The sequence below is a fragment of the Streptomyces sp. NPDC050504 genome (genome assembly GCF_044458065.1).
GTDB lineage: Bacteria > Actinomycetota > Actinomycetes > Streptomycetales > Streptomycetaceae > Streptomyces.
Genome location: NZ_JBITHO010000002.1, coordinates 971,994 through 993,293, shown reverse-complemented (window position 1 = coordinate 993,293; position 21,300 = coordinate 971,994). Strand labels below are relative to the sequence as shown.

Annotated in this window: 24 protein-coding genes and 1 pseudogene; 17 read left to right on the top strand and 8 right to left on the bottom strand. The window is 72.5% G+C overall.

The genetic code is table 11. The features are described 5' to 3' along the window. The first annotated feature begins 21 nt into the window (after nt 1-21). Nucleotides 22-507 (top strand): GNAT family N-acetyltransferase, encoded by a 486-nt coding sequence (locus ACIBNE_RS10370; protein WP_399271052.1) that lies wholly within the window; start codon nt 22-24, stop codon nt 505-507. Nucleotides 508-659: 152 nt separating this feature from the next. Then, entirely contained in the window at nt 660-1,619 is a 960-nt protein-coding gene (locus ACIBNE_RS10365; RefSeq protein ID WP_399271051.1) for a peptidoglycan-binding protein, read from the top strand. Nucleotides 1,620-1,660: 41 nt separating this feature from the next. Here the strand turns inward: ACIBNE_RS10365 and ACIBNE_RS10360 are convergent, their stop codons facing one another. Further along, the gene (locus ACIBNE_RS10360; RefSeq protein WP_399271050.1) at nt 1,661-2,236 is read right to left on the bottom strand and encodes an RICIN domain-containing protein; all 576 of its coding nucleotides are present in this window, start codon (nt 2,234-2,236) and stop codon (nt 1,661-1,663) included. A gap of 67 nt (nt 2,237-2,303) precedes the next feature. Next, nucleotides 2,304-2,930 carry a hypothetical protein gene (locus tag ACIBNE_RS10355; RefSeq protein WP_399271049.1) on the bottom strand — a complete coding sequence of 209 codons (627 nt, stop codon included), beginning with the start codon at nt 2,928-2,930 and terminating at the stop codon, nt 2,304-2,306. A gap of 208 nt (nt 2,931-3,138) precedes the next feature. On the opposite strand from ACIBNE_RS10355, the gene ACIBNE_RS10350 reads away from it, so the two are divergent. Beyond that, nucleotides 3,139-6,132 (top strand): AfsR/SARP family transcriptional regulator, encoded by a 2,994-nt coding sequence (locus ACIBNE_RS10350; protein ID WP_399271048.1) that lies wholly within the window; start codon nt 3,139-3,141, stop codon nt 6,130-6,132. 140 nt (nt 6,133-6,272) lie between these two features. Here ACIBNE_RS10350 and ACIBNE_RS10345 read toward each other — a convergent pair whose 3' ends face one another. From ACIBNE_RS10345 to ACIBNE_RS10335, 3 genes are all read right to left on the bottom strand, one after another. Beyond that, complete coding sequence (locus tag ACIBNE_RS10345) at nt 6,273-6,929, bottom strand: HAD-IA family hydrolase (protein ID WP_399271047.1); 657 nt, start codon at nt 6,927-6,929, stop codon at nt 6,273-6,275. A 141-nt stretch (nt 6,930-7,070) separates the two neighbouring features. Next, a complete protein-coding gene (locus tag ACIBNE_RS10340; protein WP_399271046.1) occupies nt 7,071-7,652 on the bottom strand; it encodes a TMEM165/GDT1 family protein in 582 nt (193 codons plus the stop codon). Nucleotides 7,653-7,983: 331 nt separating this feature from the next. Further along, on the bottom strand, nt 7,984-8,718 hold the full coding sequence (locus ACIBNE_RS10335; RefSeq protein WP_399271045.1) for an ABC transporter permease: 735 nt from the start codon (nt 8,716-8,718) through the stop codon (nt 7,984-7,986). 260 nt (nt 8,719-8,978) lie between these two features. Between ACIBNE_RS10335 and ACIBNE_RS10330 the strand changes: the two genes are divergently transcribed. The 4 genes from ACIBNE_RS10330 (at nt 8,979) to ACIBNE_RS10315 (ending at nt 12,974) form a co-directional block, all read left to right on the top strand. Next, nucleotides 8,979-9,665, top strand: a complete 687-nt coding sequence (locus tag ACIBNE_RS10330; RefSeq protein WP_399271044.1) for an HNH endonuclease family protein — start codon at nt 8,979-8,981, stop codon at nt 9,663-9,665. Between the two features lie 88 nt (nt 9,666-9,753). Further along, nucleotides 9,754-11,457: an alkaline phosphatase D family protein gene (locus ACIBNE_RS10325; protein WP_399271043.1), complete on the top strand. Its 1,704-nt coding sequence runs from the start codon at nt 9,754-9,756 to the stop codon at nt 11,455-11,457. A gap of 98 nt (nt 11,458-11,555) precedes the next feature. Beyond that, the gene (locus ACIBNE_RS10320; RefSeq protein ID WP_399271042.1) at nt 11,556-12,008 is read left to right on the top strand and encodes a DoxX family protein; all 453 of its coding nucleotides are present in this window, start codon (nt 11,556-11,558) and stop codon (nt 12,006-12,008) included. A 321-nt stretch (nt 12,009-12,329) separates the two neighbouring features. Beyond that, on the top strand, nt 12,330-12,974 hold the full coding sequence (locus ACIBNE_RS10315; protein ID WP_399271041.1) for a DedA family protein: 645 nt from the start codon (nt 12,330-12,332) through the stop codon (nt 12,972-12,974). On the opposite strand, the gene ACIBNE_RS10310 is transcribed toward ACIBNE_RS10315, so the two are convergent. The 3 genes from ACIBNE_RS10310 to ACIBNE_RS10300 all read right to left on the bottom strand — a co-directional run bounded on the left by ACIBNE_RS10310 (nt 12,940) and on the right by ACIBNE_RS10300 (nt 15,565). Then, nucleotides 12,940-13,185, bottom strand: a complete 246-nt coding sequence (locus tag ACIBNE_RS10310) for a DUF2277 domain-containing protein (protein WP_399271040.1) — start codon at nt 13,183-13,185, stop codon at nt 12,940-12,942. The two genes, ACIBNE_RS10315 and ACIBNE_RS10310, sit on opposite strands and share 35 nt — an antisense overlap. Before the next feature lie 294 nt (nt 13,186-13,479). After that, complete coding sequence (locus ACIBNE_RS10305) at nt 13,480-14,697, bottom strand: tyrosine-type recombinase/integrase (protein ID WP_399271039.1); 1,218 nt, start codon at nt 14,695-14,697, stop codon at nt 13,480-13,482. Between the two features lie 493 nt (nt 14,698-15,190). Further along, entirely contained in the window at nt 15,191-15,565 is a 375-nt protein-coding gene (locus tag ACIBNE_RS10300; RefSeq protein WP_399271038.1) for a helix-turn-helix domain-containing protein, read from the bottom strand. A 546-nt stretch (nt 15,566-16,111) separates the two neighbouring features. Here ACIBNE_RS10300 and ACIBNE_RS10295 point away from each other — a divergent pair. The 10 genes and pseudogenes from ACIBNE_RS10295 to ACIBNE_RS10250 form a co-directional block, all read left to right on the top strand. Next, on the top strand, nt 16,112-16,333 hold the full coding sequence (locus ACIBNE_RS10295; RefSeq protein ID WP_399271037.1) for a hypothetical protein: 222 nt from the start codon (nt 16,112-16,114) through the stop codon (nt 16,331-16,333). 82 nt (nt 16,334-16,415) lie between these two features. Then, nucleotides 16,416-17,252, top strand: coding sequence for a phage antirepressor KilAC domain-containing protein (locus ACIBNE_RS10290; RefSeq protein WP_399271036.1), 837 nt, complete (start codon nt 16,416-16,418; stop codon nt 17,250-17,252). Further along, on the top strand, nt 17,249-17,524 hold the full coding sequence (locus tag ACIBNE_RS10285) for a phiSA1p31-related protein (RefSeq protein ID WP_399271035.1): 276 nt from the start codon (nt 17,249-17,251) through the stop codon (nt 17,522-17,524). The genes ACIBNE_RS10290 and ACIBNE_RS10285 overlap by 4 nt, the downstream gene beginning before the upstream one ends. Next, entirely contained in the window at nt 17,521-17,982 is a 462-nt protein-coding gene (locus tag ACIBNE_RS10280; protein ID WP_399271034.1) for a hypothetical protein, read from the top strand. Before ACIBNE_RS10285 ends, ACIBNE_RS10280 begins: the two co-directional genes overlap by 4 nt. Nucleotides 17,983-18,096: 114 nt before the next feature. Further along, complete coding sequence (locus ACIBNE_RS10275) at nt 18,097-18,900, top strand: hypothetical protein (protein WP_399271033.1); 804 nt, start codon at nt 18,097-18,099, stop codon at nt 18,898-18,900. Then, nucleotides 18,897-19,283, top strand: a complete 387-nt coding sequence (locus ACIBNE_RS10270; protein WP_399271032.1) for a hypothetical protein — start codon at nt 18,897-18,899, stop codon at nt 19,281-19,283. The genes ACIBNE_RS10275 and ACIBNE_RS10270 overlap by 4 nt, the downstream gene beginning before the upstream one ends. Next, complete coding sequence (locus ACIBNE_RS10265; RefSeq protein WP_399271031.1) at nt 19,280-19,531, top strand: hypothetical protein; 252 nt, start codon at nt 19,280-19,282, stop codon at nt 19,529-19,531. The genes ACIBNE_RS10270 and ACIBNE_RS10265 overlap by 4 nt, the downstream gene beginning before the upstream one ends. Before the next feature lie 97 nt (nt 19,532-19,628). Then, nucleotides 19,629-20,426 carry a Rad52/Rad22 family DNA repair protein gene (locus ACIBNE_RS10260; RefSeq protein WP_399271030.1) on the top strand — a complete coding sequence of 266 codons (798 nt, stop codon included), beginning with the start codon at nt 19,629-19,631 and terminating at the stop codon, nt 20,424-20,426. Next, entirely contained in the window at nt 20,423-20,959 is a 537-nt protein-coding gene (locus ACIBNE_RS10255; RefSeq protein WP_399271029.1) for a hypothetical protein, read from the top strand. Before ACIBNE_RS10260 ends, ACIBNE_RS10255 begins: the two co-directional genes overlap by 4 nt. After that, nucleotides 20,956-21,195, top strand: a pseudogene (locus tag ACIBNE_RS10250) (WhiB family transcriptional regulator); the annotation flags it as partial. The gene ACIBNE_RS10255 and the pseudogene ACIBNE_RS10250, both read left to right, overlap by 4 nt. Nucleotides 21,196-21,300: the final 105 nt, after the last annotated feature.

The window sequence follows — 21,300 nt, the reverse complement described above, 5'->3', positions numbered from 1 at the left end:
GGGGTCCCGTAGGCAGTCCCCATGACATGGACCGTGACGCCGGAGCGCTACGACACCGCGGACGCGACGAGGCTGCGACGCGACTACTACGACGAGGTCGCCAGCAGGTACTGGCAGCGCCCGGCGACCGGGGCGGAGATCGACGAGGGCCTGAAGGACGACGGCGTGGAGCTCCTGGCGGCGCCGACGGGCGCGTTCCTGGTGGGCCGCTACGACGGGAAACCGGCGGCGTGCGCGGGCCTGCGCCTGGTGGGCCCCGGAGCCCCCGGGGTGGCGGAGGTGACGCGCGTGTACGTGGCCCCGGCAGCACGGGGCACGGGAGGAGGAGCGCTCCTCCTGAAGGCGCTGGAGGAGGCGGCGCGGGAGTACGGGGTGGAGCTGCTGCGCCTGGACACGAGGAACGACCTGGTGGAAGCGAGAGCCCTGTACACCCGTCACGGCTACGAAGAGGTCCCGGCGTTCAACGAGGGCGAGTACGCGGAACACTGGTACGCCAAGCGGATCTAGGCCGCCTTCACCTCGCGGGCGCGGGGCACACGCGCGACATGCCCACCCGCCCCGGGCAACCCCGCCCCGCCCCCCCCTCACGCCCCCTTCGCCCCAACCACCCCTCCCCCGCCTGCATAATCGCAGGCAGTCCAAAGGGGAGGGGACCCGAAATGACCGGTGATTCCAGACAGGCCAGCGACGACGGCCACGTCTGCGACGGCAGCAGACCGGACTGCGACTGCGCGGAGCGCGCGGCACGGCGGCTCCAGGCCGAGCGCACGGCCGAGATGGCCGCGGCGGAGGACTTCGACCCGCTGCGCATACGCCCCTACGTGACGCTCCAGGGCATGGAACCGGCGGAGGAACCGCCGACGGCGGCGATCCCGCAGGTGGAGTCGACCATGCCGCTACGGCTGCCGCAGGCACCCCCGTACGCCCAGGAGGACCGGAGCCGTCCGGAAGGCCAGGCGAACCCCACGGACCGCACGGACCACACCGACCGTACGGCCCCGGAGGCGCACCCCCCACCACCCCCCGCACGCCGCCGCACCGCATACATCGCGGCGGCGGCCGTAGCACTCACCGTGATCGGCACGGCGGCGTTCGCCGGCGGCCTGTTCTCCGCCGACGAGGACCGCACGGCGGCGAGACCGGCCCTGACCTCCTCGGGGCCGACCCACGAGCCACAGGCGCCCAGCAGCGAGCCGTCCGGGACGCCCGAGCCCTCCAAGAGCCCGTCGCGAGAGCCCTCTTCGAAGGCACCGGACCCGTCGCCCACGCCGTCCCCGTCCGCGACGGAGAAGCCCTCCGAGAAGCCGTCGCCCCCGCCGGAGAAGCCGTCCCCGTCCGCGCCTTCCTCCCCGAAGGCCACGGACGGGGCGACACCTCCCCCGGCGGAGGAGTCCGCGGGCGAACTGCGCCGCGGGGACAGCGGACCCGCGGTGCTCGACCTCCAGGAACGCCTGACCGGCATCGGAATGTACTGGGGCCCGTTGAACGGCCGGTACACCCAGCAGTTGGAGAACTCGGTCGGCTGGTACCAGCGGCAGAACGGCATAGAGAGCGACGAGCCCGGCGTCTACGGCCCGAACACGCGCAGGGCGCTGGAATCGGGCGAGTCGGACTGGTGACCCCGGTGAACGCCCCCGCCGTCGGCTGAGCGCCCCCGCCCTCAGCCGAACTGCTCCATGCTGAAGAGTTCGGCCCGGTTGGACTGGACGATCTGGGCCTCCGGGGCGGTCGAGTTGCCCTCGGCGCCGAGCCACGTGCGGCCGGAGGACTGGGTGTGCTGCGGGGAGAGCGCGAACAGGTTGGTCCCGGGGACTTCGAGGAGCAGGAACTCCTGGGCGTTGTTGTAGTCGTCGCAGTGGTCGGTGATCACCCACGCGCCGGAGGAGAGGCTCCGCTGGTCGACTGCCATGCAGCGGTCGCGCCACCCGATGAACCGGTAGATCCTCTTGCCGTCGGTCCCCGTGATGTAACAGGCCCTCCAGCGCTGGTTCACGAAGTCGTTCCACCAGAACTGGGCGACCGAGCCGTGGTTGCCCGACGCCTGCGAGACCTCCACGGCGAGTCCGCTGTTGGCGGCGGTGATCTTCTGGTAGCCGCCCTTGCAGGTGTAGCCGGCCGGGACGACGGCCTGGGCGGCCGGGGCCGTGGCGAGCAGCGTCGTGGAGAGGACTGCCGTGGTGCCGAGCGCGGCGGTCAGGAGGCGCGCTCTGGAGCGGGGGCGGTGCTGGTTGCGCATCGTGGGCTCGCTTTCACGAAGAAGGGGTGCGGAGAGCGGAGAGGGCTGCGAAAAAGCTGCGGACCGGTCAGCAGCCGATCCGGCTGCGGGCGGCCGCGCGCAGCGTCCCGGCGGGCTCGGGCGTGGCGCAGGAGACCACGCCCACCTCGACGTCCGCGAAGGTGATGTACGTGCCGGTGTCACTGGGGTTGGTGTTGAGCCAGTAGCCGGTGGCCGGGCCGGAGCGCGCGCAGATGTAGCGGGCGAACTGGCCCTGCACCTTCCGGGTGCCGCGGTAGATGCCGTACTGGCCGGGGGTGTTGAGGTTGAACTTGGTGGTGATCGTGCTGGTCTCGGTGGTCGCCCTGGTGGTGGCGACCGAGAAGCCCGCCTTGACGCCGACCTTGACGAAGATCGCCTTGAAGTCGGCGCTGACCTCCAGGCTGCGGTTGACCGTGGTGCTGACCGAGTCGACCCGCTGGAGGGTCTGGCTGAACTCCCCGGTGGTCCCGGGGGCGGTGTAGGACGCGTGGAACTCCGTGACGACCGGGTCGACCTGGGCCGTGACGACCTCTTCCCAGACGGTGTCGACGTTCGGGTTGCAGGTCTGCGTCGGGGGCGCGGCGGCCTGCGCGGGGGCGGCGGCGGTCAGCGGAACGACGACGGCGGCGGCGAGGGCGGCGGCCGCGGCGGCGAGGGGTCTGACGCGGGACATGGATGCTCCTTCGAGGCGTACGGGCGCTCAAGGCGTACGAGTGGCTCCAGGCCCACGGGTCCTCGGGACGTACGGGTGCTCAAGGCCCACGGGCACGGTTTCTGCGGGGAGTTGCGAGATCGACTCTCCCAACCGGCAGCACGGGTCTGGCATGATCTGGTCATCACGCGATCATCACGTGTGAGGGGCGGCGCCCCGGGAGGAGCACGTGGAGTTCGGGGTCCTGGGGCCGCTGGAAGTGCGGACCGACGCGGGCGGCAGGATCCACCTGGGAGGACACAGGCCGGAGCGGCTGTTCGCGGCGCTGCTGCTGCACGCGGACAGCAGCGTCCCGGTGGTCCGGCTGGTCGACGCCGTCTGGGACGGCTGCCCTCCGGCGACCGCCGACCGCCAGGTCCGCAACCTGGTCGGCGTGCTGCGCAGGATCTTCAGCGAGGCGGCTCCCGGCGGTCCGCCCGTGCTGCTGACCGACGGCCGCGGGTACCGGATCCCCCTGGACGGCCACCGGCTGGACGCCCGCCTGTTCGCCGACCGGGTGGCACGGGCCCGCGCCGACACCGCGGCGGGCGGGACGGCGTCCGCCGCCGCGGGCCTGCGGGAGGCGTTGGCCCTGTGGCGGGGACCCGCGCTCGAGGGCCTCTCCGGCGGGCTGATCGGCGCGGGCGGCCTCGCCCTGGACGAATCACGGCTGACGGCGTGGGAGGACTGCCTCGACCTGGAGGCGGCACTGGGCAGGCACCGGGCGATGGTGCCCGAGCTGACCGCCCTGGTGGCCGAGCATCCGCTGCGGGAGCGTTTCGTCGGCCGTCTGATGCGGGCGCTGCACCACTCGGGCCGGACGGCGGACGCCCTCGCGGCCCACCGGCTGTTCGTCGGGCGCCTGGCCGAGGAGACGGGCCTGGACCCCGGTCCGGAACTACGGCTCCTGCACCGCACGTTGCTCACGAGCGAACCCGGCGGCACGAGTGGGCGCGACGGCGTGACCGGGCACGACGGCACGAGCCAACCCGGCGCCGCGAGCCAACCCGACGGCACGAGCCAGCCCGGCGCCGCGAGCCAACCCGGCATCACCAGCCAACCCGGCCCCGCGGCCGGGCGCGACGCGCCTGCCGCCGACGGCCGCACCGCACCGCCCGGCTCCACCGGGAACGGGCGGGCACCGGCCGGTGCCGGGCCGATGACGTGGAAACCGGCCCAACTGCCTTCGGCACCCGCCACCTTCACGGGGCGCGGCGCGGAGCTGGCGGCGCTCGACGACTTCGCCGACCGCGCCTGCGCCGGGCACGGCGCGCGGCGGGAACCCGGCACGGCCCCCGCTCCGCCCGCGGCCCGGATCTGCACGGTTTCCGGAGGCGCCGGAGTCGGCAAGAGCACCCTGGTCGTGCAGTGGGCCCACCGGGTCCGCGACCGTTTCCCGGACGGTCAGCTCCACGCCGACCTACGGGGCTTCTCCGACGGTCCGCCGCTGGCGCCGCACACCGTCCTGGCCCGGTTCCTGCGCGCCCTCGGCGTGCCGGGCGAGCAGGTTCCGAACACGCCGGACGAGGCCGCCGGGCTCTACCGCTCGCTGCTGGCCGAACGGCGGGTCCTCGTACTCCTCGACAACGCGCACAGCGCCGAACAGGTCCGTCCGCTGCTCCCCGGTACGCCGAACTGCCTCACCGTGGTCACCAGCCGCACCGGCCTGCTCGGGCTCACCGCCAGGGACGGCGCCGCTCCGCTGACCCTCGGCCTCATGCCCACGGCCGACGCCGTCGCCCTGCTCGACCGGGTCATCGGCGGCGACCGCGCCCGCGCCGAGCCCCGCGCCACCGCCGAACTCGCCTCCCTCTGCGGCAGGCTGCCGCTCGCGCTCGCCATCGCCGCGAGCCGACTCGCGGAGCGCCCCGGCCTCAGCATCGCCGACAACGTCGCCGAGCTGCGCGAAGCGGAGGACCGCCTCGGCGCGCTGGAGATCGCGGGCGACGCCACCTCCGCCGTACGCGACGCGTTCGACCTCACGTACCTGGCCCTGCCCGAGCGCGCCCGGAGCCTGTTCCGGCTCCTCGCCCTCGCTCCCGCCCCCGACCTGGGCGCGCCCGCCGCCGCCGCGCTCCTCGGCGGGCGGACCGGGGCCGTGCGTCCGGTCCTCGACCAACTGGTCACCGCCCACCTGGTCACCCACGAGGACCACGACCGGTACCGGACGCACGACCTGCTGCGCCTGTACGCCGCCGAGCGCGTCGCCGCGGAGACCTCCCCGGCCGAACGCGCCGCGGCGCGCGAACGCCTCTACACGTGGTACTCGCACCACGCGCACGCCGCGAGCCTCCTGATCACCCCGCACCGGTCGCAGTGGGAACCGGCCGATCCCGGCCCCTGGTACGAGCCCCCGGGCTTCACCACGGTCGCCGGGGCCCGCGCCTGGTGCGAGCGGGAGCACACCCATCTGCTGGGCGCCGTCAGGGACGCCGCCGAGCGCGGCCTCGACCGCTTCGCCTGGCAGATTCCCCGGGCCCTGGAGGGCTACTACTTCGTGAGCCCCCACCTGGAGGACCGGAAGGAGGCGGCCCGGCTGGCCATCGCCGCCGCCGGGCGCGCGGGCGACCGGCGCGCCGAGGGCCACGCCAGGAACGACCTCGCCACCGCGCTGTGCGTGCTCGGCGGGTACGACGAGGCGCTGTCCGAACTCCATCGGGCCCGGCGGCTGTTCCGGTCCGCCGACGACCGGATCGGCGAGGCCCTGACGGTCGGCAACCTGGGCTCGGTCGCCCTGCACACCGGCGCGTACGAGCAGGCCGGGGAGCACTTCCGGAGTGCGCTCGCGGTGTGGTGTGAGCAGCCCGAGGAGAGCAGGGACCACTGGGCGATCGGCGCCTGGGAGGCCAGCATCGGGATCAGCGCCATGTACGCGGGCGACGACGCGGACGCGAACGAGCACCTGCACCGGGCCCTCGACCGCCACCGCGCGGCCGGGGACCCGGTCCTCGAAAGCCGGACCCTCTTCTACCTGGGCGACCACCACCGCAGACAGGGCAGGCGGGAGCAGGCGTCCGCCCGGCTCCGCGAAGCCCTGGAAGTGATCAACAGCGCCGCGGAGAACCCCCTGCTGCGCGCGCGGGTGCTGATAGCCCTGGAGGAGGTCCGCACGGTCCCGTCTCCGGTACCGGAGACGGGACCGGATCCGGAGCCGACGGCCGACGCCGCTCCGCCTTCCGGCTGACCGGGCCGCTCCGCGAACTCCCCGCTGAACTTGAACGGACCGCTCCCGCGAACTCCCCGCTGAACGCGCGCGGACCGCCCGCGCGAACTCCCGGCGGAACTCGCGCGGACCGCCCCCGCGAAGCGGACCCGCGTCCGCCGCTACGCTCCGCGCAGCTCCACGACCCCGCCCGCCACGAACGAGAGCTCCAGCTCAGCGAGGTCCCGCACGTGCAGGTCGGGCGCCTGCGCGGCGGCCCGCTCCCCCACGCCCACGACCTTCATCCCCGCCGCCCGCCCCGCGGCGATGCCCGCCTCCGAGTCCTCGAAGACCACGCACTCCCCGGGTGCGAACCCCAGCTCGGCCGCGCCCTTGAGGAACCCCTCGGGATCGGGCTTGCTCGCGCTCACGGACTCCGCCGTGACCCGGACGCGCGGCATGGGCAGCGCGGCCGCGGCCATCCTGGCCCGCGCGAGCGCCGCGTCCGCCGACGTGACGAGCGCGTGCGGGAACTCCGCTATCGCGGCGAGGAACGCCCCCGCGCCCCCGATGGGCACGACGCCCTCGACGTCGGCCGTCTCCCGCTCCAGCATCACGCGGTTGTCCGCGAGGTTGAGCTCCACGGGCCGGTCGGGCAGGAGCTCGGCCATCGTGGCGTGCCCCTGCCTGCCGTGGACGACCTTGAGCGCCTCGTCGGGGTCGAGCCCGTGCTCGACGGCCCAGGCGCGCCAGATGCGCTCCACGACGGCGTCGGAGTTGACGAGGGTGCCGTCCATGTCGAGGAGGAGGGCGCGGGCGGTCAGAACGGTGGCGGGCATCTGCGTACTCCCAGGAGAAAGAGAAAAGGGCCCCGTCCGCCGGTCAGGGAATACGCACGGGGCCACTTTGTTCCTCAACAATACAAACGAGCCCCCGTCCCCCGTCAAGCGGGTGCCCCGGCGGACGGGCGGACGGGCGGGTCACCCGGTGATCGCCTCGAACAGGCTGAACCCCGCGAGCGCCACCATCAGCGCCGCCGCCACCTTGGTGATCAGCCGCAGCGGTACGTACTTCATGAGCGTGCGCCCGCCGACGATGCCGAGCCCGGCCACCGCCCAGAGCGCCAGCACGGCGCCGATGCCCACGGACACGGGGTTGTCGTAGCGGGCCGCGAGGTTCGCGGTCATGATCTGCGTGAGGTCGCCGAACTCCGCGACGAGGATGAGCATGAACCCGGCGCCCGAGACCTTCCAGAAGGACTGGTCGGCGGGGGCCGCGACCTCCTCGTCCCCGTCGTCCTTCTTCAGCAGCAGCATCGCCGCGCCGCCCAGGAACAGCAGCCCCACGATCGCCTGGAGCAGCCGCTGCGGCAGCAGGGTCAGCACGCTGCCCGCCGCGATGGCGAGCGCGACGTGCACCGCGAAGGCCGCGGCGACGCCCACGAAGACGTACGAGGCCTTGTAGCGCGTGCCGAGCATCAGCCCGGCGAGCGCGGTCTTGTCGGGGAGTTCGGCGAGGAAGACGACACCGAAGGTGATCGCCATCACGGTGATGCTGAACACGCTGGAATACCTCAATCGGTCGGGCCGCCCCACCGAGAGTTGAACCGCGAAAAAGGGATCGCTTCGGCGCGGCAGCGTCAAAACGACCCACACCGAAGCGGCGTGCGCCAGAGACAACTGCGGCCGAAGGTCTCGCTGGCGTGTCGCGGGACACGCCTCCGGGCGCCGGCCGGGCGCGAGGCCCAGCAGTATGTCGACGGTCCGGCGAAGAGCTACTCCCCTTCTGCACGAACAAGCGTACGCCACCGCGCGGACAGCCGCGCCCCGCCGTACGGACAGCCGCGCCCCGCCGTCCGCCTCGCGCTCCCCGACGCCCCTGGGCGGCCACCGCCTACTCCCGGTGCACGATCCCCCTGGCCACCAGCTCCAGCACGACCGCCACGGCCACCGCCTGCACGGCCATCAGCGCGACCAGCACGAACAGCTGCACCGCCCCGGCCTGCACCGGCGACGCCCCGCCCAGCAGCATCCCCACGAAGGCGCCCGGCAGCGTGACGAGCCCGACGGTCCTGGTCTGGTCGAGCCCCGGCAGCAGCGCGTCCGACGCCGCCCCGCGCGCCACCTCCATCCGGGCCTCGCGCTCCACGAGCCCCAGCGCGAGCCCCGCCTCCACCTCGCCCCGCCGGTTGCCGAGCTCGTCCAGGGCGCGCCGCCCGCCGAGCACGGTCGCGGTGAGCGCGCCCCCGACGAGGATCCCGGTCACGGGGATCAGCGTGATGCCCCGCACCGGCACGAGCCCGGTCAGCACCAGCGCGAGCACCACGGGGGCGACGCCGGCCGCCAGCGGCGCGGCCGCCCACCACCAGGTCCCGTTCGACGTGATGCGGCGCCCCGCCGTCCGTACCGCCACCGCGAACATCACCGCCAGGAAGGCGAACAGCAGCGGGACGTGGCGCGCCACGGCCCCGATGAGCAGCGAAACGACCCCGAGCTGGACGACCGCCCGCGCCCCGGCGACGACGATCTCCCGGGACCTGCCGAGCGCGGCCCAGGCGGCCGTGCCCGCCGCCACGACCAGCAACAGCACGAGCACGACCGCGAACACCACATCGACCGGCAGCAGCACGCGGCCACCCTAGGGCCTGCCGGCAACCGCCCCCTGACGCCCCGCCAGCCCCGCCAGCCCCGCCGCCAGTCCCGCCAGCCCGGCCCGCCCCGCCCGGCGGCCCGCCAGCCCCGCCAGTCCCGCCCGAGCCGCCCCGCGACCCTTGAAATGACGTGTCCATGTCGCCACGCTGTTACCTGGCGCCCATCCCCGCGAAACCCGGCGCTTCGAACATGGCCGTGTCGCAACGGCCAAAGTCCCCCCACGACAAGGGAGTTCCCGTGCCCAGCATCTACGCGCGTCGCAGCCCGCACACCGCCCACGCACGAGGACGGACCGGCCGCACGGCCCTCGCCGCCTCCGCCGCCGCCCTGGCCACCGCCGCCCTCCTCACCCTCACCGCCGCCCCGGCCCAGGCATCGCCGCCCACCCCGGTCAGCGCCGCGACGGCCCGCACCTACCTCGCCTCGCTCACCGTCAAGACCGAGGGCTCGTCGACCGGTTACAGCCGCGACAAGTTCCCGCACTGGATCACCCAGTCCGGCGCCTGCAACACCCGCGAGGTCGTCCTCAAGCGCGACGGCACCGGCGTCCAGCAGGACTCCAGCTGCGCGGCGGTCGGCGGCAGCTGGTTCTCCGAGTACGACGGCGCGACCTGGACCGCCGCGTCCGACCTGGACATCGACCACGTGGTCCCGCTGGCCGAGGCCTGGCGCTCGGGCGCCAACTCCTGGACGACGGCCCAGCGCCAGGGGTTCGCCAACGACCTGACGCGCCCCCAGCTCATCGCCGTCACCGACAACGTGAACCAGGCCAAGGGCGACAAGGACCCGGCCGAGTGGCTGCCCCCGCGGACCTCCTACCGCTGCACGTACGCCCGCATGTGGGTGCACGTGAAGCACGACTGGAACCTCAGCGTCGACCAGGCCGAGAAGAGCGCGCTCCAGTCGGTGCTGAACGGCTGCTGACGGACCCTGCCGCCCGCCCCCTCCTTTCCGTACCGTTCCGTTCCGTACGGCACCCCCGTACGGAACGGGGCGACGGAGGAGGGGACCCATGACGGGACTGCGCCTTGGACCGGCACTGCGGCACGTCGACTGGGAAGGCGGGGGCACCGCGACCGTCTGGGTGGAGACCGAGGGGCCCTGCACGGCCGAGGTGCGCTGCGCGGACGGCGCGCGGGGCACGGCGCCGACCTTCCAGATAGCGGGGCACCACTACGCCCTGGTCCCGGTGACCGGCCTGACGCCCGGCACCACCACACCGTACGAAGTGCTCCTGGACGGCCTGCCGGTATGGCCCGAGCCCCGCTCGCCGTACCCGCCCAGCACCATCACCGCGCCCGCGCCCGGGTCAGGCGCGCGGGTCCGCGTCACCTTCGGCTCCTGCCGCTGGGCAGCGCCGCCCGCCGACGGGCGCGACCGCGTCGGCCCCGACGCCCTGGACACGCTCGCCGCGCACCTCGCGGCGGACCCGGACGCGACGCGCCCCGACGTCCTGGTGCTGCTGGGCGACCAGGTCTACGCCGACCGGACCTCACGGGCCGTGCGCCGCCGCATCGCCGCCCGCCGCGACCTCGCCGACCAGCCGGGCCCGCAGGTCGCGGACTACGAGGAGTACACCTGGCTCTACGACGAGTCCTGGGGCGACCCGGAGATCCGCTGGCTGCTCTCCACCGTCCCGAGCTGCCAGATCTTCGACGACCACGACGTCATCGACGACTGGAACACCAGCGCGGCCTGGCTCGCGGACGTGCGGGCCACGCCGTGGTGGCAGGAGCGGATCGTCAGCGGGCTGATGTCGTACTGGGTCTACCAGCACCTGGGCAACCTCTCCTGTGCCGAACTGGCCGCCGATCCGCTGTACGCGGCGGTGCGCGCGACCCCGGACGGCACGGACGAGCTGCGCCGCTTCGCCGCGAACGCCGACGCGGACCCCGCGTACACCCGCTGGAGCTACCGCCGCGACTTCGGCCGCACCCGGCTGCTGATGGTCGACACCCGCGCGGCCCGCGTCCTGGACGAGCAGAAGCGCGCGATACTCGACCCCGACGAGTCGCAGTGGCTGCGCGAACAGGCGCTGGACGACCCGGGCGGCTGCGACCACCTGCTGCTCGGCACCTCGCTGCCGTGGCTGCTGCCGCACCTGATCCACGACGCGGAGGGGTGGAACGCCGCGCTGTGCCGGGGCGAGCGCGGGGGGCGCTGGAGCCGCTTCGGCGAGGACCTGCGCCGCCGCTCCGACCTGGAGCACTGGGCCGCGTTCCCGGCCTCCTTCCAACGGCTGGCCGATCTGTTCGCTGAGGTCGGCGCCGCCCCGCGGGCCCCGGCGACGATCTGCGTCCTCTCCGGCGACGTGCACCACGCGTACGTGGCCGAGGCGGCGTGGCCCGCGCCGGCCGCGCCCGCCCCGCACCCGGACGCCGCGCCCGCCCCGCCCCCTGATGCCGCGCCCGCCCCGCGCGTGCTGCAACTGACCTGCTCGCCCGTGCACAACTCGGTGCCCGCCTCGGTCCGGCTCGGCTTCCGCTTCGGCTGGAGCCGGGCGGGCCGCCGCCTGGGCCGGGCGCTGGCGCGGCACGGCCGCACGGACCCGTCGCCCGTCACCTGGCGCAGGACGGGCGGGCCGTGGTTCGGGAACCAGCTCATGACGCTGACGCTGAGCGGCCGGAGCGCCGAACTCCAGCTCGACCAGGCCCGCCAGGAGTCCACAAGCGCCCGACTCAGGACCGTAATGAAGCGAAATCTAGTCCACGAATGACCAAAAAGTGAGATGTTGAACTTGCAAGCAATGCTTAGGCCTCCCTAACCTGGGGCGCTCATCGGTTACGTCCCCAAACCGGATGGAGTCCTGCCCCCATGTACACCCGCCTCAACCAGGCCCAGCCATACGTGCTCGGCGCGTTCCGTGCCGTCGTCGGCCTGCTCTTCACCTGCCACGGCGCCTCCACCCTCTTCGACGCGCCCGTCAAGGCCGCCTTCGGCACCCCTGAGATCGGAAGCTGGCCCGGCTGGTACGCGGCCGTCATCCAGCTCGTCTGCGGCATCCTCGTGCTCGTCGGCTTCGGCACCCGCTTCGCCGCGCTGCTGGCCTCCGGCTCGATGGCGTACGCGTACTTCGTGGAGCACCAGCCCGACGGCCTCTTCCCCCTGGAGAACGGCGGCGGCATGGCCGCCCTGTACTCCTGGGCCTTCCTGCTGCTGGTCTTCACCGGCCCCGGCGCCTTCGCGCTCGACCGCTACCTGAACCCCGCCGAGCGCGCCACGGCGCAGGCCGAGGAGCAGACCCGCAAGAGCACGGTGGCCGCCTGACGCACCACGCGCACGCGCGACGGCGCGCAGCGCACCCGACGCCCGGGACCCACGAGGTCCCGGGCGTTTCCCACGTCCGCGCCGGGCTCCCCGGCGGTGAAGTCAGGCCATACTTCAGCGGCCTGAACCAGTCGTCCGAAAAACGGACCGCCTTCCGGAGGTTTCCCCTCCGCCACGCCCCCGCCACCGCCCGCCACGGCCCCCGGGACGTGAGGTGCACAACATCGCCGGACTCCGGGTGATCTCCGGGCAAAGCACAGGCGTACGCTGTACAGCGGCCGTTGTGTAGCGGCCGTTAGCAAACGGGGAGCAGGAGCGGTCGTGCTGGAGAGTCTGGGTGCCCTGACGGGCAGCCCGTGGATCTACGCGGTGGTGGGACTCTCCGTCGTACTCGACGTCTTCCTGCCCGTCCTCCCCAGCGGAGTGCTGGTCATCACGGCCGCGACCGCCGCCGCCGCGGGCTCGTCCACCGCCGTCGCGGGTGCGGCGCAGGCCGCGGGGAAGGTGACCCAGGAGGTCCCCTCCCTCTTCGCCCTGTTCCTCTGCGCGGCCACCGCGTCCGTCCTGGGCGACCTGGTCGCGTACCGGCTGGCCTGGCGCGGAGGCGCCCGCCTGGAACGGGCCATAGCCCGCTCCCGCCGCCTCACCGAAGCGCAGGAACGTCTCGGCACGGCGCTCAACCGGGGCGGCGGCGCCCTGGTCGTCGTCGCCCGGTTCGCCCCCGCGGGCCGCTCGGTCGTCTCGCTCGGCGCGGGCGCGGCGCACCGCAAGGCGAAGGAGTTCCTGCCCTGGTCGGCCCTGGCGGGCGTGGCCTGGGCGGTCTACAGCGTCGGCCTCGGCTACTTCGGCGGCCAGTGGCTGGGCGCGAGCTGGGTGGGCGCGGGCGTCTCGGTCCTGGCGCTCTTCGCCGCGGGCACCCTGGCCGCGTACGTCATGCGGCGTCCTCGCCCGGCGACCGCCGCCTAGCGCCGCCGCGCACCTCGATCCCGGCGAGCAGCTCAGCGGTGGCCGCGGCGACCGCGTCGACGGCCCGCTCGAACGCCTCGCGGTTGTGCGCGGCGGGCGCCCGGAACCCGGACACCTTGCGCACGTACTGAAGGGCGGCGGCCCTGATGTCGTCCTCGGTCGCCTCCTCGGGGAGGACGGGCGGGCGGAGGGTCTTGATGCTGCGGCACATACCTCCAGTGTGCGCCAACTCCCCCGCCCGTCCAGGAGGAACGGAAACAGATGTCAAAGGCCCCTCGCCATGATCGGCGAGGGGCCTTTGCACTGGTGGGCGCGGACGGTTTCGAACCGCCGACATCTGCTTTGTAAGAGCCTCGATCGCTCTAACCGGGGCTTCCGAGTGCCGCCGAGACTCGCCGGGCCTTGATCGCGCCCCCTCGTAACTCGCGATCGACGATCCGCCGAGAGACCCCGAGAACCACCGAGGGGGATTTGTGGACTCTTCGTGGACTCCCGCCCATGTGGATCACTCCACAGCCCGGAGTCCACTACGCGGCCCCTCCAGCGCGGCGCGCACGCTCTCGCGCGCATCCTCACTCTCGTGCGTGTAGATCCATGTGACCTTGCCACCACGGTCGTGCCCGAGAAAGGACTGCGCGTCCTTCTCCGGAACGCCGCCGTGGTGCAGCGCGCTCGTGACCCGGTCCCGGTAGTGGTAGACGTCCGGCCACCACCGCGTGCGCCCGGTCTCCTTGTCCACGACCTTCCGCGACACCCCGGCCTGGTCCGTAGCACGCCTCCACGGACGGCGCAGGTTGTTGATGTTCAGTGCTGCACCGCGCGGGCCCCGCAGAACCAGCTCCTCCAGATGCAACCCCGTGCCGTCCCCGATCGCCGACCGGGTCCGCGCCGGACGCCACTTCGCCCGCATGAACTCCACCGCCGACCACGCCCGGTCCGTCAGGGGGACCGTACGAAACCCCGACTCGGTTTTCGGTGCAGCCTGGCGTACGAGCCGCCCGCCGTCCGAGACCAGGATCTCCTTGATGTGAACGACCCGTTCCTCGTCATCGATGCAGTGCTCCCGCAGCCCTGCGTACTCGCCGGGGCGCATCCCGGTCTCGTGCGCAAAATCCCTCAGGATCACCTGGTAGTACGCGGGAAGCGCGGCATGGATCAGCGCGTACTGTGCCGCCGTGGGTGGGGCAAGGTCGTCCCTGTGCCGCTTCACCCGCGGTGTCGTTACCGTCAGGTGCAGGGTCGGGTCCACGGTGATCCGCTCCCCGTCCTTGACCGCCGCGTCGAGCATCGCGTGCAGGAGCTCCTTGGCCTTCTTCTGAGTGTCGTGTCCCTTCAGCCCATGGGTGAGCCAGTGCTGAAGCGCCATGTACTCCAGGTCAACCAGCCGGTAGCCGCCCCATCGAGGCTCGATGTGCTTCTGCCAGATCCCCAGCTTCCGCGCACGAGTGCCGAGCCGCCCCTTCTCCTGCTCGATCTCCCAGAAGATCTCCCACCAAGCAGCGAGGCGAATCTCCCCGCGCTTCGGGTCGCGGTACCGCCGCTCGCGCACGGCCGTGCGCGTCTTGTCGAGGAACGCCTCGGCGGCCTTCTTGCCGCCGTCCTTGATCGGGAAGTTCCTCGCCTTCTGCGCCCCCGTGGGGTCGCGGAACCGGGCCTGCCAGGGGCCGACGCAGTCGCGCCGCGGGGCCCGCTCGCCGTGCTCTGCTGGCGGGTACTTCTCCATGCACAGGCCGCACCCGCACGTCTTGATCCTGATCTGCCGAGGGTTGTTCAACGCCCTACGAGGCATGCTTGATCACCTGCTCACCGCTCCTTCGCTGCTGAGGAATGCGGGGCAGCACAGACACAGGCTGCCCGCAGAAGCAGCGTGCACCCAGCGAGGGCTGGGCGATGTGGAGTTCGGCGAGTACCGCTCTTACGGCGTGAAGTGTGCTCGCTGGCGAAAGGCCAGCGGGGACGGTGATGGCCAGTGCGATGGGATCCCAGGGGACCAGCGAGTCGAGCGAGGCCAGGCGGACGCGGATGCACATACGGAACCCCCCGTGATGCAGGCGACGGGATGCCAGCCGCGGGGGAGGACGCGAGCCGTGGCCCGACGGTACTCCGAGATTGTCGAATATGCGACCACTCTGCGTCGCTCAACTCCAGCGGCGCTTACGGGGAGTGAGGGGCCCAACCTTGTTAGATCAGTAACTGCCCGCGAGGGTTGTACGCGATCAGGTGCGGTTCGCGTCCCGGAGTGCGCGCATCTCGATCTCCTTCATCTCCTGCTGCTCCTTGGTCAGGCCACGGAACAGTTCCAGGAGGCGCTCTTCGGCGGCGGGGCTCAGCGGCCCCGGGGCCTTGCGGCCGGCGGCGGCGAACAGCTCGGCTTCGCTGAAGGCGGGGAAGGCGGCGGAGAGCGCCCTGATCGTGTCGGGGCGCGGGATGCGCTTACCGGAGAGCCAGGTGCTGACTGCGGCCCCGGACATGCCGGTGCGGCGCCCGATCTCAGTGCCCGAGATGCCGTCGTAATGGGCGATCAGGCGCCGAAGGATCTGCGGGAAGGTCTCACCCTCGTCCGCGCTGTGCCTCTGCCCCTCGTACTCCACGCTGCCAGAGTGCCGGTTGACTTCTACTTTTCGCAAGTAAAAGTAGAGCCGTGGCGCATTCAGGCGTAGCGCACGGCCTCCCCGTTGCGCGCCGGAGCGCGGGCATATGCCGCCATCATAGAACGAACTTTCGAAGATCGGACCCTCCTTGATCCGACTCGGGGAGTCTCGGGGAAACCGTTGACAGGACCTTAACGTCAACTGTAGAACTGTGAATGCGCCCCAAGAGAGGCGCGGAACCCGCTCCGCACGAGGTCCTTATGCCCAAGTTGCTCCGCCTCAGATCCGGCCAACCGATCCGCGATGAGATGGAACGGCAGGGGCTCACGCTCGACACCCTCGCCCGGAAGACCCGTCGAGCCGACCCCTCCGGGCGGGGCGTAAGTCCGGCAACGATCGGACGCCTCACCGGGAAGGGCCGCACCGCGCGAGACCGGTGCGAGCTGCACACCGCATGGCTGATCACCGTGGGTTTGGACGTACGGATCCACTCGCTCTTCCGCCTGCTTCCAGAGTCAACATCAACTGTAGGAAGGTCAAGGTCTGATGCCGAAGAAGACTGACCGCGTCACCCCCCTCCCGGCCGGTCTGCTCCCTCTCCTGAGCCAGCGCGAGATCGAGACGTACTACGGCGTCTCCGACTGGCAGATCCTCCGCTGGATCGAGGCGGGGATGCCGCAGGAGCCGTACGTCGGCCGTGGCCGCCGCTTCGACCTCCAGAAGGTCAAGAACTGGCACGCCGAACAGGCCGAGCTCGCCACCGCCTGACCCCATCACGCACACGGGGCCGCCCCGGACGTGACCCGGAACGACCCCCTCGGCACACCTCAACCCAGAGATCGAGGACACCGTGAACGACATCATCCCACCGAGCGGGACCAGCCCGTTCGACCGCCTCAAGCAGACCTCCCCGGACGGGCACGAGTACTGGTCGGCCCGCGAGCTCCAGGCCGCGATGGGCTACGACCGCTGGGAGCGGTTCACCGACGCGATGGACCGCGCGATCGCGGCCGCCATGAACACGGGCGTCGAGCCGCTGGACCATTTTCGCGGCGCCGCGAAGATCACGAACAACGCTCGCGGGCAGCAGCGCAGGATCCCGGACTTCCACCTGACCCGCTTCGCTGCGTACTTGATCGCGATGAACGGCGACCCGCGGAAGGCGGAGATCGCCTCCGCGCAGACGTACTTCGCCGTGCAGACCCGCAAGGCCGAGACCGCCGTCACGCCGCCCGCGTTGCCGGACATGGCGACGCCGCAGGGCCGGATGGCGGTGGCGCGGCTGCTGCTGGAGTCGACGGAGCGGGAGGTCGAACTGACCTCGCGCGTCGCGGAACTGGAGCCGAAGGCGCTGGCGCACGACACGTTCATGACCGCACAGGCTGGTGACCGGCTGGTGCGGCAGGCGGCGAAGGAGCTGGGCTGGCGCGAGTCGGACCTGCGCGGGTTCCTCCTCGACGAGCGGCTGATCTACCGGCGGCAGCGGACGTGCGGCGGCTGGGAGTACGACTTCTACGCGGCGCACCGCGAGCACTTCACCTCGGTGGAGAAGGTCGTGGAGCACACGTGGGGGAGCTGCGCGCACTACACGCTGCACCTGACGCCGCGCGGGCTGTCGTTCGTGCAGATGCGGATCGCGAAGCGCCGGTCGGAGATGCGCGCCGCGGTCGAGGGCGGTGCGTCGTGACGATCACCACCTTGGCCAGCGCGTCGACCAACATTCCCGCTGGCGACCGCCGTACGTACGCCGTCGCTGGCCTCTCCCTCCCGCCGACGGCGTACGTCGACGCGGATGGCGACCGCTGGGTCGTCACCGCCGAGCGCACCCCGGACGGCGAGCAGGTCCTCGCCTGCCCGGAGCCGCAGGACCCCGGCGACCAGGGCGTTGGCCCGTCGTATCCGTGGACGCTGCGCCTCGTCGAGATGGCGTTCGGGCCGCTGACGGAGGTGCGGTCATGACGCGCACCCCAACCCCCGTGGAGCGGCAGGCGATCCGCACTGGGTACGCCGCGCTGCACGAGTCGCAGTCCCCGAACTCGGAGATCGTCGAGCAGGTTGTGTACGCGCTCGGCGCCGCTGATCTGCTGCGTGCCGTCGCTGCGCCCGCAGTTCCCTCGCCGTTGCCTGTGGTCGCCCCGCAGCGGGTGATGACGACGGACGACGGGACCCGCTGGGAGCGGCGTGGCACGTCCTCCTCCGGCGACGGCCTGTACGCGGTGGAGGGCAGCGTGCCGAGCTGCCCGGCGTTCGTGATGGCCACGCTCCCGGAGCTGGCGCGGCACGGGCTGCTGGTGCTGGACCCGATGTGCGCAGACCCGGGCTGTTCGTCCCCGCCGCGTCCGGGCTCCCCGTGGTGCTCGACCACGTGCCGCAACCGCGACGACCGGCACGACGACGGGGCGGTGCGCGATGCCTGACTGCGACTGCGGCACCTGCTGCCCCGGGTGCGGGCACTACCCGGGCTGCATCAGCGGCCTCGGGACCCCTGACGACGCCGCGGCGCAGGTCGCCGCGGAGGACGGGGGACGGCGATGAGCTCCACACAGCACGTCGTCATGTGGTCCGGGGGGATCACGTCGTGGGCGACCGCCAGGCACGTCGTCGCTGAGCACGGTGCCGACGCGGTCACCCTGCTGTTCGCCGACACCCTCATCGAGGACGCCGACCTCTACCGGTTCAACGACCAGGCCAGCGCGAAGCTCGGTGTCCCGATCACCCGCGTTGCCGACGGCCGTACGCCTTGGCAGGTGTTCGAGGACCGGCGATGGCTGGGCAACACTCGCATCGCCCAGTGCTCCCACGACCTCAAGCAGAAGCCGTGCCGGGACTGGCTGACGGAGAACACCGACCCCGCGCGCACCACCGTGTACGTCGGGATCGACTGGACCGAGACGCACCGGCTGCCCGCGATAGAGGCGGGCTGGTCCCCGTGGACTGTGGATGCGCCGCTGACCCGGCCGCCGTGGCGCGACAAGGAGGCGCTGCGCACGGAGGCCCGCGCCGCCGGGCTGATCGACCCGCAGTTGTACCGGCTGGGCTTCGCCCACAACAACTGCGGCGGCGGCTGCGTACGCGGCGGCCAGGCCCAATGGGCGCGGCTGCTGCGCCTCTTCCCTGAGCGGTACGCCCGCGCCGAGGCTGCGGAGGTCAAGATGCGCGGCCTGCTCGGCACGGACGTGTCGATCCTGAGGGACCGGGTGGGGGGCACCGTGCGGCCGCTCACGCTGGCCGCGCTCCGTGCACGCATGGAGGCCCGGCCGGAGCAGCTTGATCTCTTCGATGAGCTCGATGAGGGCGGCTGCGGCTGCTTCACCGAGGCAGGTGATCCCCGATGACCGAGACACCTGCCTACGACCGGCTGGTCGACCTGCTCGCCGGGTCTCCGGAGGTCCGCCGCGGTGAGGCCGCGCAGCTGGTCGACGCGGTGGTGCGGGAGGCGGCCGCCGTGGTCGTGCCGCCGCTGCCCCCGCTGGCCGACGGCACTCCGGCTGGGCTGGACCCGCGCGCGGCTGCGGTCCTCGCCTACGCCCGTGCTGCTGGCGGGCCGGTCCGTACGCGGGCTGTGCACCGTCACCTCCTGGACGGCGGTGACCGGACGGCGCAGCCGTGGCAGGTCCGGCGTGCGCTCCACGTCCTCACGGCGCTCGGGCTGCTGGTCGAGCACAGGCGCCCTGCTGATCGTTTCTACACCCCGACCGCGAAGGGCGGCTCCCGATGACCGGGCCCGAGCACTACCGCGAGGCCGAGCGCCTCCTCGGCCAGGCGCACCACTGGACGTACGGCGACGGAGGGGACCCGGTCGTCGGGCACGCGCTCGCCGCCGAGGCGCAGGCGCACGCGACGCTCGCGCTCGCCGCCGCGACCGCGCTGTCCGAGCCGACCCGGTCCGCGTTCCGCGCCACGATCCCGGAGTGGGACGCGTGGCAGGCCACCGCTGGCTGCCCTGTGAAGGACGGTGCGTCGTGACCGAGCCCGAGAACCGGTTCGTGAGCGGCTGCGTCGTCGGGACCTTCTACGCCGTCGCCCTGTGGGCGCTGATCATCCTCATCCTCTGGAGGGTCCTGTGACTGTCAACGCAACACCTGGCACCCTGACCGAGCAGCAGACTCAGGTCCTGCTCGGTCCCATCAGCCCGAAGCGCGTCCGGAACCTGCGCGGCATGTCCCACCTGGAGGCATGGGATGTTCGCCGCCAGCTCATCCGCGTGTTCGGTTTCGATGGCTTCACCATCGAGACCCAGGCGCTAGAGCTCGTCGCCGAGCGTGAGTCACGGACCGGCGAGCGCTCGCGGTGGACAGTCGTCTACCGTGCGCAGGTCCGCCTCACTCTGAAGGCCGTCGACGGTCAGCCGCTCACCGTCTTCGAGGACGCAGCCGCAGGCGACGCGGTGAACCAGCCGTCCCTCGGCGACGCGCACGACTTGGCCATGAAAACGGCTCTGTCGCAGGCGCTGAAGCGCTGCGCGGTCAACCTCGGCGACCAGTTCGGCCTGTCGCTCTACAACGACGGCTCTCAAGGGGCTGTAGTCCTGCGGTCGTTGGCCTACATGGGCGCGCCCGTCGCGGACTCGGAGGACAGCGAGGTCCGCCCCGAACCCACCCCCGCCACCCCAACGCCAGTCCCACAGCAGGCTGGCACGCCTCCACAGGCCGATCCGCCCCGCCCCGGGGCGGCCCCGCTCGCAGGCCCCGCCGAGCGGCAGGCCGCGCTCGACGCAATGTGGGAAGCCGCCCGCGCAGTCGGCTTCACGGACGGACTGCCGGTGCAGTTCCAGCAGTCGTTCGGCCATCCCATCGAGCAGGGCACTCCGGCCGAATTCCGGCAGGCCCGTGAGCTGATGGTGGGGGGTGCTGCCGCATGACGCTCCGGGACCTGGCCATGGAAGAGGCCACGCTGAAGGCGCTCGCCGACCTCGTCAAGGAGCGGCTGACAGTTGTACGCGGCGAGTTGCAGCAGGGGCTCGACGCTGCCGAGCGGGAGACGGGGACGCGGCAGATCGCGGCGGCCCTGCCCGACGGGACGACGGTGGCGACCGTGTCCCTGACCGATCCGGCGCCCGAGGCGAAGGTCATCGACGCCGAAGCGTTCAAGGCGTGGGTGATGGCCGCCTTCCCCAGCGAGATCGAGCGGCGCTTCGTGACCGAGGTGCGACCCGCGTTCGTCGACAAGGTGCTCGCCGAGATGACGGCCGCAGGTGTAGCCCGGCTGGTGGACACGGAGACGGGCGAACTGCACGAGGTGCCAGGCGTCGCGGTCCGGGCGACGCGGGCACGTAATCACTCGCTGCGCTTCCGGAGCGAGGGCAAGAGCAGGATCGCCGAGGCGTGGACAACAGGCGCCCTCGCTCTGCCGGGCATCACCGGGCCCGCGCAGATCGAGGGCGGTGCGTCGTGACCGCCCTCGCCGCACCCCACCCGATCCGGGATCTCGCCGCGCCCTGGCGGACGGCCGCCCTGTGCGCGCAGACCGACCCCGAGGAGTTCTTCCCCGAGAAGGGCGGCTCCGCGTACCAGGCGAAGAAGATCTGCATGGCCTGCGACGTGCGCGCCGCGTGCCTGGCCTACGCCCTCGCCAACCGCGAGCAGCACGGCGTGTGGGGTGGGCTGACCCGCACCGAACGCGCCCACCTCAACGGCGACGCGGCCGACGCCGACGACCCGCAGGCCGCCGCCCACGCACGGATCATCCAGCACGCCCAGCCCGCCGAAGACGGGCACTCCACCTGGACCGGGCCG

Coding starts and splice junctions, on each gene's coding strand:
- ACIBNE_RS10360 (WP_399271050.1), bottom strand. CDS start 2,236: ATGCGCAACCAGCACCGCCCCCGCTCCAGAGCGCGCCTCCTGACCGCC.
- ACIBNE_RS10270 (WP_399271032.1), top strand. CDS start 18,897: ATGACCGAGACACCTGCCTACGACCGGCTGGTCGACCTGCTCGCCGGG.
- ACIBNE_RS10365 (WP_399271051.1), top strand. CDS start 660: ATGACCGGTGATTCCAGACAGGCCAGCGACGACGGCCACGTCTGCGAC.
- ACIBNE_RS10255 (WP_399271029.1), top strand. CDS start 20,423: ATGACGCTCCGGGACCTGGCCATGGAAGAGGCCACGCTGAAGGCGCTC.
- ACIBNE_RS10355 (WP_399271049.1), bottom strand. CDS start 2,930: ATGTCCCGCGTCAGACCCCTCGCCGCCGCGGCCGCCGCCCTCGCCGCC.
- ACIBNE_RS10265 (WP_399271031.1), top strand. CDS start 19,280: ATGACCGGGCCCGAGCACTACCGCGAGGCCGAGCGCCTCCTCGGCCAG.
- ACIBNE_RS10275 (WP_399271033.1), top strand. CDS start 18,097: ATGAGCTCCACACAGCACGTCGTCATGTGGTCCGGGGGGATCACGTCG.
- ACIBNE_RS10370 (WP_399271052.1), top strand. CDS start 22: ATGACATGGACCGTGACGCCGGAGCGCTACGACACCGCGGACGCGACG.
- ACIBNE_RS10345 (WP_399271047.1), bottom strand. CDS start 6,929: ATGCCCGCCACCGTTCTGACCGCCCGCGCCCTCCTCCTCGACATGGAC.
- ACIBNE_RS10320 (WP_399271042.1), top strand. CDS start 11,556: ATGTACACCCGCCTCAACCAGGCCCAGCCATACGTGCTCGGCGCGTTC.
- ACIBNE_RS10325 (WP_399271043.1), top strand. CDS start 9,754: ATGACGGGACTGCGCCTTGGACCGGCACTGCGGCACGTCGACTGGGAA.
- ACIBNE_RS10295 (WP_399271037.1), top strand. CDS start 16,112: ATGCCGAAGAAGACTGACCGCGTCACCCCCCTCCCGGCCGGTCTGCTC.
- ACIBNE_RS10280 (WP_399271034.1), top strand. CDS start 17,521: ATGACGCGCACCCCAACCCCCGTGGAGCGGCAGGCGATCCGCACTGGG.
- ACIBNE_RS10310 (WP_399271040.1), bottom strand. CDS start 13,185: ATGTGCCGCAGCATCAAGACCCTCCGCCCGCCCGTCCTCCCCGAGGAG.
- ACIBNE_RS10305 (WP_399271039.1), bottom strand. CDS start 14,697: ATGGAGAAGTACCCGCCAGCAGAGCACGGCGAGCGGGCCCCGCGGCGC.